The sequence below is a fragment of the Actinokineospora sp. NPDC051303 genome (assembly GCF_055586285.1).
The window spans coordinates 76,701-91,299 of the sequence record NZ_JBVJIN010000015.1 but is presented as its reverse complement, the minus strand read 5'-3'; the positions used below and the strand labels follow the sequence as shown (position 1 = coordinate 91,299).

13 protein-coding genes are annotated in these 14,599 nt (G+C 69.8%); 10 read left to right on the top strand and 3 right to left on the bottom strand.

Going from position 1 to position 14,599, the window contains the following annotated elements:
* From ACZ6SD_RS14325 to ACZ6SD_RS14315, 3 genes are all read left to right on the top strand, one after another.
* A partial coding sequence (locus ACZ6SD_RS14325) for a hypothetical protein (RefSeq protein WP_465317383.1) occupies nucleotides 1–217 on the top strand: 217 nt, incomplete at its 5' end.
* A gap of 351 nt (nucleotides 218–568) precedes the next feature.
* Nucleotides 569–1,393, top strand: coding sequence for a M23 family metallopeptidase (locus ACZ6SD_RS14320; protein ID WP_465317382.1), 825 nt, complete (start codon nucleotides 569–571; stop codon nucleotides 1,391–1,393).
* Between the two features lie 260 nt (nucleotides 1,394–1,653).
* Nucleotides 1,654–2,850, top strand: a complete 1,197-nt coding sequence (locus ACZ6SD_RS14315) for a serine hydrolase domain-containing protein (protein WP_465317381.1) — start codon at nucleotides 1,654–1,656, stop codon at nucleotides 2,848–2,850.
* Here ACZ6SD_RS14315 and pcrA read toward each other — a convergent pair.
* Nucleotides 2,847–5,225 carry a DNA helicase PcrA gene (gene pcrA / locus ACZ6SD_RS14310; protein WP_465317380.1) on the bottom strand — a complete coding sequence of 793 codons (2,379 nt, stop codon included), beginning with the start codon at nucleotides 5,223–5,225 and terminating at the stop codon, nucleotides 2,847–2,849. The two genes, ACZ6SD_RS14315 and pcrA, sit on opposite strands and share 4 nt — an antisense overlap.
* 265 nt (nucleotides 5,226–5,490) lie before the next feature.
* Here pcrA and ACZ6SD_RS14305 point away from each other — a divergent pair, with 265 nt between their 5' ends.
* The 7 genes from ACZ6SD_RS14305 to ACZ6SD_RS14275 all read left to right on the top strand — a co-directional run bounded on the left by ACZ6SD_RS14305 (nucleotide 5,491) and on the right by ACZ6SD_RS14275 (nucleotide 13,620).
* Nucleotides 5,491–5,835 carry a chorismate mutase gene (locus ACZ6SD_RS14305; RefSeq protein WP_465317379.1) on the top strand — a complete coding sequence of 115 codons (345 nt, stop codon included), beginning with the start codon at nucleotides 5,491–5,493 and terminating at the stop codon, nucleotides 5,833–5,835.
* A 106-nt stretch (nucleotides 5,836–5,941) separates the two neighbouring features.
* Nucleotides 5,942–6,250: a hypothetical protein gene (locus ACZ6SD_RS14300; protein ID WP_465317378.1), complete on the top strand. Its 309-nt coding sequence runs from the start codon at nucleotides 5,942–5,944 to the stop codon at nucleotides 6,248–6,250.
* 129 nt (nucleotides 6,251–6,379) lie between these two features.
* Nucleotides 6,380–7,441: a hypothetical protein gene (locus ACZ6SD_RS14295; protein WP_465317377.1), complete on the top strand. Its 1,062-nt coding sequence runs from the start codon at nucleotides 6,380–6,382 to the stop codon at nucleotides 7,439–7,441.
* A 266-nt stretch (nucleotides 7,442–7,707) separates the two neighbouring features.
* A complete protein-coding gene (locus ACZ6SD_RS14290; protein ID WP_465317376.1) occupies nucleotides 7,708–8,634 on the top strand; it encodes a hypothetical protein in 927 nt (308 codons plus the stop codon).
* Nucleotides 8,635–8,890: 256 nt separating this feature from the next.
* Entirely contained in the window at nucleotides 8,891–10,237 is a 1,347-nt protein-coding gene (locus tag ACZ6SD_RS14285; protein ID WP_465317375.1) for a serine/threonine-protein kinase, read from the top strand.
* Between the two features lie 12 nt (nucleotides 10,238–10,249).
* A complete protein-coding gene (locus ACZ6SD_RS14280; RefSeq protein ID WP_465317374.1) occupies nucleotides 10,250–11,908 on the top strand; it encodes a serine/threonine-protein kinase in 1,659 nt (552 codons plus the stop codon).
* A 179-nt stretch (nucleotides 11,909–12,087) separates the two neighbouring features.
* Nucleotides 12,088–13,620 carry a recombinase family protein gene (locus ACZ6SD_RS14275; protein ID WP_465317373.1) on the top strand — a complete coding sequence of 511 codons (1,533 nt, stop codon included), beginning with the start codon at nucleotides 12,088–12,090 and terminating at the stop codon, nucleotides 13,618–13,620.
* On the opposite strand, the gene ACZ6SD_RS14270 is transcribed toward ACZ6SD_RS14275, so the two are convergent.
* Both ACZ6SD_RS14270 and ACZ6SD_RS14265 read right to left on the bottom strand, forming a co-directional pair.
* Nucleotides 13,598–13,777 carry a hypothetical protein gene (locus ACZ6SD_RS14270; RefSeq protein WP_465317372.1) on the bottom strand — a complete coding sequence of 60 codons (180 nt, stop codon included), beginning with the start codon at nucleotides 13,775–13,777 and terminating at the stop codon, nucleotides 13,598–13,600. The genes ACZ6SD_RS14275 and ACZ6SD_RS14270 overlap by 23 nt on opposite strands.
* A 311-nt stretch (nucleotides 13,778–14,088) precedes the next feature.
* Nucleotides 14,089–14,511 (bottom strand): hypothetical protein, encoded by a 423-nt coding sequence (locus tag ACZ6SD_RS14265; protein ID WP_465317371.1) that lies wholly within the window; start codon nucleotides 14,509–14,511, stop codon nucleotides 14,089–14,091.
* Between the last annotated feature and the right edge of the window lie 88 nt (nucleotides 14,512–14,599).

Sequence of the window (14,599 nt, the reverse complement as noted above, 5' to 3'; positions counted from 1 at the left end):
CGGGCAGGCCCGGCCTCGCAGGGCAGGCCCGGCCTCGCAGGGCAGGCCCGGCCTCGCAGGGCAGGCCCGGCCTCGCAGGGCAGGCCCGGCCTCGCAGGGCAGGCCCGGCCTCGCAGGCCGCGCGGGGCGCGGCCTGCTCGGGTTGGCGATCGGGCGGGCGGGCGGCGTTGGGGTGGTGGCGCGGGTGGCGGGTGTGCCGTTTTCGCGCGTTTCGTGACCTTCGGGGACGGCTGGGTCAGGCGCGGGTTGCCACCCGGATGGTCGATTGAACCGAGATGCAGATCACACTAGGGCCGTGACATCGATCTAACTTTGCGTAGTAAGCCCAGGACATCAACTTTCGCCCGGCCGGACCCTTGGCATAACCGGGTGACGACTGTTGCCCGCCACGCCGCCCCCCCGTTACTGTCCCCGGGTCCGTTGTCACAGTCCGATCACGAATAGGACAGGGACGGCATCCAGCGTCACGCCGACCCAGCCGGGTCCCCCGCCCGGTGTCCGACACCCGATGCTCGTCCCCCGCGAGCAGGTGTTCGAGACGGGCTCCCCGAAGGCGGAAGGCTAGGTCTTGTCCCGACATCGCTCCACCGGCGGTGAACGCGAGTTCGCCGCGCTCGACGAAGCCATTGAACGCGGTGCCAACCGCGGCCGTGGCGCTCACCGGATCGCTCCCCCGTCCTCCGCTCTCCGTGGCCGCGTCGTCGTGGCCGCCGTCGCCGTCGGCGCTTTCGCCGCGGCCGCCGCCGGACAGACGCTGCAGTCGACCACGTCGCAGGACCCGGCGAGTTCGTCCGACGAGATCATGCCGCTGGCAGGCGCCCGCACCGCCGCCGCCGCGTCGATGGGCATGGGCGGCGACACCGAGTCGGCCCCCGAGCTGCTCGCCCTGGCCAAGCAGTCCAGCGGCACCGTCGAGGCCCAGAAGATGGCCACGACCGAGCGCGTCAACCAGGCCAAGGCCGCCCGCGCCGCCGAACTCAAGGCTCAGCAGGAGGAAGCGGCCCGTCCCAAGGTCGTCCGCCCGGCGCAGGGCACCTTCACCTCAGGGTTCGGCGCCCGCTGGGGCGTGACCCACTACGGCATCGACATCGCCAACCGCATCGGCACCCCGATCGTCTCGGTCGCCGACGGCGTCGTCGTGGAGGCGGGCACGGCCAGCGGCTTCGGCCTCTGGGTCCGCGTCCAGCACAAGGACGGCACCGTCTCGGTGTACGGCCACGTCAACGACTACGTCGTGCGCGAAGGCCAGAAGGTCAAGGCGGGACAGCTCATCGCCCACATGGGCAACCGCGGCCAGTCCACTGGCCCGCACCTGCACTTCGAGGTCTGGGACGCCGACGGTCGCAAGCTCAATCCCACCTCCTGGCTCTCCGCACGGGGCATCCGGCTCTGACGAGCCCGGAGTACCTCGCCGCGCGAGGTCCCAAACGGCACGAAGCCCCGAACGAACCCAAAAGTGGTACCGAAAGCTGATCCGCCCCCTGGTGCGATCCCTCGTTCATCCCGGCTCCTCTCGCCGTCGTTGTCGATGAGGACAGTGAACCGCAGGGCACCGACAATTTCTCGAACTGCCGTTCGACCTGGGGCGACCCGGTAGGTTGCCGTCATGGACGAGCGGATCGCCACGGGGCAGCCGAGCGGGCGAGGCGGCCCGTGAGCGGACTCTCGAAGCCCCGACTGGACCGCTGGCGCACGACGATGGCCGGTCATGTCGATCGCGGCTCGGTCCCCGGCCTGGTCGCCCTGCTCAGCAGGCGCGGCGAGACGCACGTCGAGGCGATGGGCGGCCAGGCGGTCGGCGGCGCGCCGATGGCCCGCGACACGATCTTCCGGATCTCGTCCATGAGCAAGCCGGTCACGGTCGTCGCGGCCATGATCCTGCTCGAAGAGTGCGTGCTCCGGCTGGACGACCCGGTCGCGGACTTTCTGCCTGAACTGGCCAGTCCACGCGTTCTCCGCGCTCTCGACAGCCCGATCGAGGACACCGTCGCCGCCGAGCGGCCGATCACTGTCCGTCATCTCATGGCGTCGACTTTCGGCCAGGGGCTCATCATGGCCCCGCCCGGCGCCTATCCGATCCAGGACGAGATAGCCCGGGTCGGCCTGGCTCCGGGGCCGCCCATGCCCGCGTCCCCACCCGATCCGGACGAGTGGATGCGGCGCCTCGGCCGACTGCCGCTGCTGACGCACCCGGGCCGAACCTGGTGGTACGACACGTCCTACGACGTGCTCGGAGTTCTCATCGCGCGCGCGTCCGGCCAGCCGCTCGACGCCGTTCTGCACGAGCGGGTCTTCGCGCCGCTGGGCATGGTGGACACCGGGTTCCACGTTCCGGAGACCAAGACGCACCGCTTCGCGACGGCCTACACAAGAACTCCGGAGAGTGACGACCTGGCGGTGTACGACCCGGCCGAGAACGGCCAGTGGAACACGCCTCCGGCGTTCCCGTCCGGTGGTGGCGGCCTCGTCTCGACCGCCGACGACTACCTCGCGTTCGGCCGGATGCTGCTCGACAACGGCCGCCACCCGGGTGGGCGACTCCTGTCGCGGCTTTCCGTGCGGACCATGACGGCCGACCAGCTCACCCCCGGTCAGAAAACGAACCGGGGCGTGGTGGATTTCGACACCTTCGGCTGGGGTTTCGGCCTGGCCGTGGTCACCCGGCGCAACGCCATCGACACCACGCCCGGCGCGTTCGGCTGGGACGGCGGCCTCGGCACCACCGCTCGGATGGACCCGGGCGAGGACCTGATCGGCATCCTGCTCACCCAGCAGGCCTGGACCTCACCCGCCGGACCCAAGGTCCGCGCCGACTTCCTGACCTCGACCTACCAAGCCATCGACGACTAGAGCTTCACCATCGGCACGCTGCCGATCAGCATGAGGCGGATCGTGCCCGACGAGCCGAAGTCGATGGTGGCGGTGGCGCGCGGGCCCTGGCCCGCGGTGGCCACGACCGTGCCCAGGCCGTACTTGTCGTGGTTGACGCGGTCGCCGACGTTCAGCGACAGGGCGGGGGTGTCCTGCCAGCCCTTGAACGACGTGGACCGCATCCCGCGCCCGGCGATGCCCGCCTGCGCCGAGTCGCCGCCCGTGCGGCCGCCCCAGGTGGTGGCCCGGGTGGGCGCGGAGCGCTCCGGGCCGACGCGGCGCCACTCGATCAGGTCGGCCGGGATCTCATCGAAGAACCGCGACGCCGGGTTGGTCATCGGCTGGCCCCAGGCCGACCGCACGATCGCCCGCGACAGGTACAGCCGCTCGCGCGCGCGGGTGATGCCGACATAAGCGAGCCTGCGTTCCTCGGCCAGCTCGACCGGGTCGCCCAGGGCGCGCATGTGCGGGAAGATCCCGTCTTCCCAGCCGGTGGAGAACACGACCGGGTACTCCAGGCCCTTGGCGGTGTGCAGGGTCATCAGGGTGACCACACCGCCGCTGTCCTCGTCGGGGTCGGGGACCGAGTCGGCGTCGGCGACCAGGGACACGCGTTCCAGGAACGCGGCAAGCGAGCCCGCCTGCGGCCCGGTCTGCTCTACCGGCTCGGTGTCGGCGGGCACGTCGTCTTCCGGGGGCGCGGGCAGCTCGGTGAACTCGCGGGCCACGGTGAGCAGCTCGGTCAGGTTCTCCAGCCGGGACGCGTCCTGCGGGTCGTCGCTGGCCTCCAGCTCGGCGCGGTAGCCGGTCTGGTCGAGGACGGCGTCGAGCACCTCGGCGACGTCCTGGCCGTCGTCAACGAACCGGCGCAGGCCGTCGATCAGCTCCACGAACCCGGCGATCGCCCGCTGGGAGCGCGGGTTGAGCATCACGACCTTGCCCTCGGTGGCCGCGCGCAGGGCGGCGGCGAAGGAGACCCGCTCGCGGTCGGCGTGCGCGGACACGCACGCCTCCGCGCGCTCGCCGATGCCGCGCTTGGGCACGTTGAGGATGCGGCGCAGGCTGACGGTGTCGTCCGGGTTGGCCAAGACGCGCAGGTACGCGAGAGCGTCGCGGATCTCCCGGCGCTCGTAGAACCGGACGCCGCCGACGACTCGGTAAGGCAGACCAAGCCGGATGAAAATCTCCTCGAACACCCGGGACTGGTTGTTCGTGCGGTAGAAGACGGCGACATCGCCGTTGTTGGCCGCCCCGGTGTCGACCAGGCGGTCGATCTCGCCCGCGACGAACGCGGCCTCGTCGTGCTCGTTGTCGCCGACGTAGGCGACGATCTTCTCGCCGTCGCCCATGGCGGTCCACAGCCGCTTGTCGCGGCGGTCGGGGTTGCGCGAGATCACCGCGTTGGCCGCGGTGAGGATGTTCTGGGTGGAGCGGTAGTTCTGTTCCAGCAGGATCGTGGTGGCCTGCGGGTAGTCGCGCTCGAACTCCACGATGTTGCGGATCGTCGCGCCGCGGAACGCGTAGATGGACTGGTCGGCGTCGCCGACCACGCACAGCTCCGCGGGCGGCAGGCCCTCGGAGCCCGTGCCGACCAGCTCGCGGACCAGCGTGTACTGGGCGTGGTTGGTGTCCTGGTACTCATCGACCAGCACGTGCCGGAAGCGCCTGCGGTAGTACTCGGCGACGTCCGGGAAGTCCTGCAGCAACCCGACCGTGCGCATGATCAGGTCATCGAAGTCCATGGCGTTGGCCTCGCCCAGCCTGCGCTGGTAGTCGAGGTAGACCTCGGCGACGCGCCGCTCCAGGTCGTTGGTGGCCTTGCCCTTGGCGGTCTCGGCGTCGATCAGCTCGTTCTTGAGGTTGGAGATGTGCACCGACAGGGTGCGCGCGGCGTAGCGCTTGGGGTCGAGGTCGAGATCGCGGGCGACCAGGGTGATCAGCCTGCGCGAGTCGTCGGCGTCGTAGATGGAGAAGCTGCTGGTCAGCCCCAGGGTCTTGGCCTCGCGGCGCAGGACGCGCACGCACATCGAGTGAAACGTCGACACCCACATGGCGTTGGCGCGGCGGCCGACGAGGTCGGCGACCCGCTCGCGCATCTCGGCGGCGGCCTTGTTGGTGAAGGTGATCGCCATGACCTGGCCGGGGTGCACGTGCCTCTCGGCGAGCAGGTAAGCGATGCGGCGGGTGAGGACGCGGGTCTTGCCCGAGCCCGCGCCCGCGACGACGAGCAGCGGTGAGCCCGCGTGCTCGACGGCGCGCCGCTGCTGGTCGTTGAGGTCGTCAAGGAGGGCCGCTGAGCCCGGCGCCGGGCTGGGAGTGCGGGGCTCGGTGGGGAGGTCGAAGAGGGCTTCCATCGTGCGGACAACGGTACCGGTGGGCACCGACGATCGCGACGACCGGCGCGTCTGGACCACGTGGGGAGGTCAGGTCGACCGCCGGGGCGAACCTGTGTAACACTGGTGTCATGCCTGGCTACTTCGACTTTTTTTACGGGACCCGGACTCCGGCTCCCGTTGTGGCGTAGGCACCGCACTCCACCACGAAGCCCCGGAGTCCTCGGACCCGGGGCCTTCGCTTGCTCTCGGGAATCCGAACTCCGCCGAAACGCCGAGGATCACGATGAGCCCCATCACCGAAGACACCAACACCGCCGCGCCGGACGCCGCAGAGCCGAGCCAGGACGGCACGAGCGTGCCCCGGCCGGGGGTCGAGCTGCCCGCGCCGGAGGAAGTCGCCGAGCTACGCAAGGAGATCGATCACCTCGACCGGGAGATCCTGCGGCTGGTGAAGCGCCGGGCGGAGGTGTCCCGCACGATCGGGGCGGCGCGGATGGCCGCGGGCGGTCCCCGCATCGTGGTCAACCGCGAGATGGACGTGGTGGCCCGCTACCGCGAACTCGGTCCGGCGGGCCGGACGCTGGCGATGGCGCTGCTCGACCTCGGCCGGGGCAAACTCGGCCGCTGAGGTCGTCACTGTCGCTGGGGCCTCGCGGAGCCGCGTTAGCCGATGTCAGGGTGGAACCAGGGGCTTCCCCCATTCCGCGGGGGCACGACTGGGGCAGACTGGGACCATGCTTGATCTCATCGCGGTTCTCGTCGCCATCGTCGCCGTGGTGGCCGCCCTCGGCTACGTCGGATACCTCGCGCTGTTGAACTCCGCCGCGCGCAAGCGCGGGGCGAGCGGGGCGCCGGTCGCGCAGTACGTGCGCGGCCGGTGGCCCGTCGCTGGAGTGACCACCGCGGGCGCGGTCCTCGGTTGGCTGCTGACCAGCGGCAGCGGCTTCACCGACGTGCTCGCGATCCTGCTCGCGGGCGGCTCGGGCGCGGTCGCGGGCAGCGCGCTGTCGACCACCATGGCGAAGTACCGCGGCGAGAAATAGGGCTCGGCCGTCAGCCCAATGGTGAGCCGACAGTGCAAACCGCTCCGGTAATTCACTCGAAAGAGTGAAGTCGCCGGCGGATTCCCGCCCTGCCGTCCGAACGCTGCGCTACGGCTTACGCTTTCCCGAGTGGACGGCGACTCTCCGAACAGCGGCTCTCCGGAAATCGGGTCAGGTCGAGGCAGGCACCAGCGCGGCGCTGTCGGCGGGGCCGAGGACACCGACATCCTGCCCGTCATGGGGCACGTCGACTACCTGGCCAGCTACCTCGACACTGACGACACAGACAGCGTCGACACCTCCTACCGAACCACCGGGCACCCAGCCCCCTCTTACCGCGACAACGAATACCGGGAAACCGCTTACCGCGATCCCGAGTGGCGCGAGACCGAGTCGCCGGAAAGCCCCGCGACCGGGCTCGCGAAATTCGATCTTGGCAGCATTCCGGCCTCGGTCACGCCGCCGCGGTCGTGGCGGCACGCGGCCTGGTTCGCGGTGGCCTCGGCGATTCTCGTGCTGGTCGGCCTGACCTACGCCGCGGTGGCCCTGATGACCGGTCCGCGCAAGCCGGACGTGGTCGACGCGCTGCCGGGTCTGCCCGGCCTGCCCAGCCACCAGCGGCCCGAGTCGCCTACCGAGCGGCCGACAGTCTGGGGCGGCCAGCCGAGCCGCGAGATAGCCGACCCGCCCACGACGGTCGCCGTCCGCAGGCCATCGGCGAGCCGCACGGTGACCGCCGAGACCACCGCCGCCAAGGGGACGCCGTCGACCACCGGCAGCGCCCCGGCCTCGGTCACGTCGAGCCCACCGCCGCCGTCCAGCACGACCTCGTCGTCCCCGCCCTCGCGCAGCACGGTGACCAGCCCGCTGCTCGTCGCGCCAGCCAACGACGCCGAGACGATGGGCGACCTGACCGAGGCGTACTACCAAGAGGTCACCGAGGACCCGGACGCCGCGTACGAGCTCACCGCGGGCCACATGCGCCGCGCGGGCCAGGCCGAGATCGCGCGCCGCTACGCCGACGTCGAGCGCGTGGAGGTGCAGCGGATCGTCATCGACCCCAACAACGGCACGACGCGGTCGACGTTGCGAGTCGTCCACAAAGACGGGACAGTGACCACCGAAGAACGCGAGCTGGTCTTCACCTATGGCTCCAATCCCCGCATCAGCGACGAGCGGGCGCCCGCGTGAGCGGACGTTTTCCCCCGTTCGCCCAGGTAGCCGCCGTGCCCCGGGCCACCGAGGGGCTCCGGCCCTCAGGTGGCGGCCCGGTTAGGCCGATCGCACTCGATCTGGCGGATTGCGGCCACAGCACCGCGTGACGATTGCTCTTTTCGGGTGAAAAATCTCGCCGCCCATCGCCTCGATCGGGTGACGAGCCGAGAAAGAGTGGTGTAACCACCGGGGCACACGGTACGAGTTGCCCCGATGGCCGACTCAAGCGGAGGAAAGCGACAGTGGATCGTCCGACGACCGGCAAGCGGCGCGTGCGCTCCGGTTCGGTTCACGTCACCGAGCTGATCAGGAAGCAGCCACCGCCGCTCGACCTGCCCGCCGACCTGCCGGGCAGCCTGTCCGCGGGCTTGGTGGACGACGTGACCGCGCCGAGCACGCTGATGCGCGGGGCCGAGCCGGACGACGCCCCGGTCCCGCACCGTCGGCCGCCCTCGCGCGGCGCGCAGCTCGCCAAGGTGACCGGCCTCGGCCTGGCCGTGATCACCCTGTGCGGCGCGGTCGCCACCGCCACGATGATCGCCCGCGACCGCGGCGCCGCCCGAGCCGCGGACCAGCGGCCGAAGGTGCAGATCACCGGCGAGCGGGCGCTGCTGCCCGACGAGCTCAACCGGGCCGTGGTCGAGTCGAGCCAGGGCAGGCCCGACACCCGCGCCGCCCAGCGGAACGGCGCGTCGGGCAAGGCCAGCCCGGCCCCGTCCGCCCAGCAGAACTCCCCGGACCAGACAGCGGCCACCGGGCAGTCCACCACCGGCCAGTCCAGCTCGGAGCAGTCCACCTCAGGGGCGGCGCACACCGGTGCGGGCGACACCAGCCCGGCCAGGACCGGGCAGTCCCAGCGGCCGGTCAGCTCCAGCCGCGAACTGGTGCTGGAGTACTACCGACTCATCAAGGTCAACCCGAGCGGCGCGTTCGACCTGCTCGCGGGCGACCTCCTGGGCACGACGCTCTCGGAGTTCGTCGGCTCGTGGACCGCCGTGGCCGACATCGAGGTGCTCGACGTGCAGGAGCGCTCCGACGGCGTCCTCGCGGTGATCCGGCTGCGACTGCTCGACGGCACGCACCTGCGTATCCAGCAACTACTGACCGTCACGAACAGCACGCCGCAGAAAATCATCGGGGCCGAATTGGTCTCCGCTCAGTCCAACTGACCGACGTCCAGCCGGACACCCTGGCCCGACGAGGGCCCCATTGTGACAGTATGTAGCCGTCGCCGTTCCCATCCCGGTGGTAATGGGACTGCGTTCGTGCGCGCTGCGTGAACGCCTAGCCTGGAGCGGTCGGCCACCCGGGAACAAGACCGCGTCGTGGAAGCAGATTGCCCGGGTACGCACCGGTGGCGCACACCCCGCGCACCGATGACAAAGCCCGCGACGCCCATCGCGGGCAAGGGAGGTTCCGGTCGGGATGAGCGACGAGGGCCGGCTGGTCGCCGGGCGCTACCGGCTGGAACGACGCATCGGCAGCGGCGCCATGGGCGTGGTGTGGCTCGCCCACGACGAGCGGCTCAACCGCCCGGTCGCGGTGAAGAAGCTGCTCCTGCCGCCCGGCCTGCCCGAGGACGAGGCGGAGGAGGCGGTGGCCCGCTGCATGCGCGAGGGCCGTATCGCCGCCAAGCTGCACCACCCGAACGCGATCGCGGTGTTCGACGCCGTGGACGAGGACGGCGTGCCGATCCTGATCATGGAGTACCTGCCGTCGGTCAGCCTGGCGATCGCGCTGTCCGAGCAGGGCGCGATGGACGTCGCCGAGGTCGCCCGGATCGGCGCGCAGGTCGCCGCGGCGCTGGCCGCGGCGCACGCGGCCGGGATCGTGCACCGCGACATCAAGCCGGGCAACATCCTGCTCGGCGACGACGGCTCGGTGAAGATCACCGACTTCGGCATCTCCCGGGCCACCGACGACGTCACGGTCACCAAGACCGGCCTCATCGCGGGCACCCCGGCCTACCTGGCGCCGGAGGTGGCGATCGGGCGGGAGCCGGGGGCCGCCTCCGACGTGTTCTCCCTCGGCTCGACGCTGTACGCGGCCGTGGAGGGGGAGCCGCCGTTCGGCCTGTCGGAGAACACGCTGGGCCTGCTGCACGCGGTCGCCTCCGGCAAGATCAACCCGCCGCAGAAGTCCGGGCCGCTGACCGACGTGCTGACCGCGCTGCTGGCCACCGACGTGGACGCGCGGCCGACCGCGGCCGAAGCCCGGGACATGCTCGGCGCCGTCGCCCGGGGTGAGGACCCCGACGTCCCGCCCGCCGCGTTGGCCGCCGCGGCCGAGGCCGCCACCCGACTGGTCGCCCATCCCGCCGCGGAGCCGACCTCGGTCACCAGCCAGCCGGTGGTGATGGCCGCGCCGAGCAAGCAGCCGCGCTCGCGGATGCCGATGGTGTTCGGCGGGCTCGGCGTGGCCGTCGTCCTGGCGATCGCCGTGCTGCTGTTGCTCAACCGAGGCAACGAGAAGAACCCCGGCAACGGGGGCACCAACCAGATCGACACCAGGCCCAGCTCGCAGGTCGTCACCACCACGACCGTGCCGCAGGCGACGACGAACCGGCCGCCCGGCGGCACCCGGGTCGTGCCGCCGCCGCCCGCCACCTCCTCGTCGCAGTCGGCCGAGCCGACCACGACCACCACGGTCGTCCCGACGACCACCACCACGACTGCGACCACGACCACCACTACCGCCACCACCACTACCGCCGTCGAGCCCACCACGACCACGACGACGACCACCGTCATCACCGATCCCAACGAGGGATAGGCCAGGAGCGCAATGACCAGCGAGCAGATCTTGGTGGCGGGCCGCTACCAGCTCGGCACGCGTATCGGCAGCGGCGCCATGGGCGTGGTGTGGAAGGCGCACGACGAGCGGCTGCACCGGACCGTCGCGGTGAAGCAACTGCTCTCCCAACCGGGACTTACCGAGGCGCAGGCAGACGAGGCACGGCGCAGGGCCATGCGCGAGGGCCGCATCGCCGCGCGACTGGCGCACCCGAACGCGATCACGGTCTACGACGTCGCCGAGCACGACAACGAGCCATGGCTGATCATGGAGTACTTACCGTCGAAGAGTTTGGCGACGGTGCTCAACGAGCGGGAATACCTCTCCCCGGTGGAAGCGGCGCGCATCGGCACCCAGGTCGCCGCGGCGCTGGTCGCCGCGCACGCGGCCGGGATCGTCCACCGGGACGTGAAGCCCGCGAACGTCCTGCTCGGTGAAGACGGCACCGTCAAGATCACCGACTTCGGCATCTCCCGGGCCACCGGCGACGTCACGGTCACCGCGACCGGGATGCTCGCGGGCACCCCCGCTTACCTGGCCCCCGAAGTGGCCAAGGGCGAGCAGCCGACCTCGGCGGCGGACGTGTTCTCCCTCGGCTCGACGCTCTACACCGCCGTCGAGGGGCACTCGCCGTTCGGGTTGAGCGAGAACACCCTGGCGCTGCTGTACGCGGTGGCTGCGGGCAAGGTCATGCCGCCCCGGCAGGCGGGACCGCTCACCGCGCTGCTCATGCAGCTGCTGCGGGCCGACCCGCGCGAACGGCCCACGATGACCGAGGCCAAGGACGCCCTCGCCGCCGTCGCCGCGGGCAAGCCGCTGCCGTCGATCGCCATCGCCCACCAGCGCACCGACCCGTACCCGAAGCCGCCGCGGCCCGTGGTGGGGCCTCCGCCGGGCACTCCGCCGCACGGCCACCCGGGTACCAGACTTGACTTGAACCCGTTCGCCGAGCCGACGCCGTCCGGGGGGCGCCCGGCTGTCCGGCCTTCTGGTCCGCCGCCGCAGCGTGCCAATGGCTCTGGGCCTCGGACGCCTGCGGCGCGTCCTCAGCGGCCGGTTCCGCAGAAGAAGCGGAACGACTCGCGGTCGATTTTGCTTACCGTGCTGGCGATAGTCGCCGCGGCGTTGATCGGCATTCTGGTGGCTAGCCTGCTGAACGCCACTGACTCGCCGCGGGCTGGTGGCACGACGTCGACTAACACTCCGCCAGCGACTTCTGCGTCTCCTACCGCTAAGAGCACGACGACTACTCGGCCGACGACTACCACTAGCTCGACTACGACCACTACGACGGTTACCACTACGACTACAACCGCGACTACGCGGGCGGCCGCGGAGTATGAGAACGCTGTGCGGCAGTACTATGGGCTGCTTCCGCGTGATACTCGGGCGGCGTGGGAGTTGCTTACCGAGCGGGCTAGAGCGAAGTCTAACGGGTATGCGGCTTATAAGGACTTTTACGATTCTTTGATCTCTGTGCAGTTGACTTCGGCGCGGGCTGAGGGTGATCGGGTTGCTGCTGAGGTGATTTTTGTTAATAAGAAGGGGAAGGTTTCTTCTGAGCCTTACTCTTATGCGTTGGTGGAACAGGATGGCAAGTTGATGATCGACAACTTTGCCAAGACTGATGGGGATGATGGGGATGGGTGAGTCTGCTCGTTGACTTGCTCGTCGGGGGTGCGCGCGTTGTCTGCTCGATGGGGTGGAGTGGTTTCTTCGGGGCCCCGGCTTGTAACGCCGTATCCACCCGCGTACCGTAGTCGGCCCCTTCATCACCTTAGTCCCATGACCCGGGAAGGAGCCGACAGCTACCAACGCGCTAGGCGGGCATGATGCGAGTAGGTTACGAGCGGCTGAGCAAGGACACGAGCGGCCTGCGGGTCAACGTCACCATCCAGCAACGGGAGATCGACGACTACGCCGAGGAGACCGGCGAGCCCATCGGCCGACACTTCGCTGACAACGACGTGTCAGCCTCTGAGTTCGGCACCAAAGAGCGCCAGCAGTACATCGAGATGTTGGCCTTGGTCCGCGCGGGCGAAGTCACCGAGATCATCGTGACGGAGGTGCCCCGCCTTCTCCGTCAGGTCGAGGACGGGCTAACGCTGATCAAGCTGCGCCACACCACCCCTCTGCGCTACGTCAAAACCACCGACGGCGCGATCTACGATCTGCACACCCCGCGCGGCCGTAAGGCCCTCATTGAAGCGGTGGTAGACGCCCAGTTTGAGTCCGAGCAGACCTCGGTCCGCCAGGGTCGGAAGAAGAACAAGCAGGCCGAGGCGGGCATGTACCACGGCGGCCAGCGCGCCTACGGCTACGAGGGCGGCGTCTACGAGGAGTTCTTCACCGAGGAGGGCGAGTCGGTGCGCGGGGCGCTGCTCAACCCGGGGCGGCCGGGCCGGGCCATCATCGAGAGCGAGGCCGAGATCCTGCGCTACTGCGTGCGGGAGATCATCGCCGGTGAGCGTGAGATCGACCTTGTGCGCTTCCTGAACCAGAAGGGCACCACGACGGCCGGGGGCTACAAGTGGCGGGCGGGCAATCTGCGGTCCATGTTGACCAAGAAGCGGCACGTCGCCTTTGACGAGTTCCCCGGGCCGGGCACCCGCGTCCACAAGGGCAAGGCGTACCGGGCGGTCTGGCCCGCCATCATCTCCAAGGAGGACCACGAGCTGATGATGGCGGCGTTGCGCATGGCCGGTCACAAGAAGACGGGCCGACGGCGTGATCTCGTCAGCCGCCAGTACCTGCTCAGCGGCATCGCGCGCTGCGGGATCTGCGGCGGCGTCATGTACGGCAACGGCCGGACCCTGAAAAGTGGCCAGTACCAGCGGCGCTACCGCTGCCGCCTGCAGAACGGTCACGGCGAAACCGTCGGCTGCGGCAAGTTGTTCCGCGGGGCCGATCCTCTGGACGAACTCGTCACGGAGGCGGTGCTGTACCGGTTCGACTCACCCGACGTCCAAGCGGCCCTCGCGCCGGAGCAGGACATGGACCGCGTCATGGAGCTGGTGGACCAACACAGCCGCCAGAAGCGCCATCTCCAGGCGCTGGCGGCCGACTACGGCGCTGGCGAGTACGACAAGGACGAGTACCAGATCATCCGGGCGGCGGCCCTGGAGGCCATGCTCATCACCGAGGCTGAGCTGGGCAAAGTGCAAACAAAAAAGGCCCTCACTGACCTGCCTCCGGGGTTGTCGTTTCGGGAAGCCTGGGTCAACGCGAGCCTGACGTGGCGGCGCCACGCGATTCTGCTGATCGTCGATCATGTAGTTGTGGAACCAGGTCACCCCGGGGGCAAGTCCTGGCGGGGGTGGCACTTCGACACCGACAAGGTCAACATCCGCTGGCGCGTCTGATCAGGCCGTGCAGCGCCTGGATGGCCTTCGGGTCACAGACCTTCTCCGGGAGCTGCTGCGCGGCCGTGGACCGGCGCACATACTCGGCGATGTCGGCTGGCGCCCCACTGTCTTCGCGGTGGGGCGTCGCCTCGGACGGGTCTAACGCGGCGCTCATGGGCGTACCTCAACCAGTTCATCGGGGGTCCTTAGCTACTTGGCGGGGCAAAGCCCGCTAAACGAGGGCCATGAACGGCCCTTGCACCAGGGCCACTGTTGCCCTGGGAGTTAGCCTGCGGAAGCCCTGGCCGACGATCTGGCCTCTCCCGCGCCCGTGATGATCCACTGACTCATCACGCACCCTGTTACGACACCACCAGTATATGAGGTGCCAGGGCCAACGAGGACCCCCAGCTCAGCGCGCGAAAACGAGTGGTAACCGGGTTCCCGAGAGGGCCAGGACGCGGCCCACGAACCGTGCCCGTGTGCCTACCGCCCCAGCTTGGCCCGGATGACGCGCAGATCATGGCCCCGGTCTCGCCGCAACCGGCCGCGCCCATCCGCAGCCAGGTCGCCCGGCTTGATCACCACCAGTCGCAGACCGTGAGCCGGGATCTCGACTTCCCGCCGCTGGTCATACCGTGCCCGCTGGAGCCCACGGTGCACCCCGCTGACGGTCAGCCGGTCCGGCTTGTCGAAGTGGGCCACAGGGTGGTCGTGCTGCCGCTCGCGGTACTCCACCACCAGCCCATGCCCTGGCCAGTAGCCGTCCACGGGCAGCCGACGGCCGCGGGCGCTTCGCCCAGGGTCGCCCCGCAGCCAGTCGAAGCGCGCCTGACGTTGTCCGGCTTCCCCCAGCACCTCGTCACACAGGTTCAGCACGTACGCCTCGTCGCTCGCTTCACGGCCCATGTCCTGCATGGTGTCACCGGGACCACCAAGGTGACACCGCTACGTTCGAGTGCGCGCCGTCAACGTCCATTTCTTCACTCTGACACTA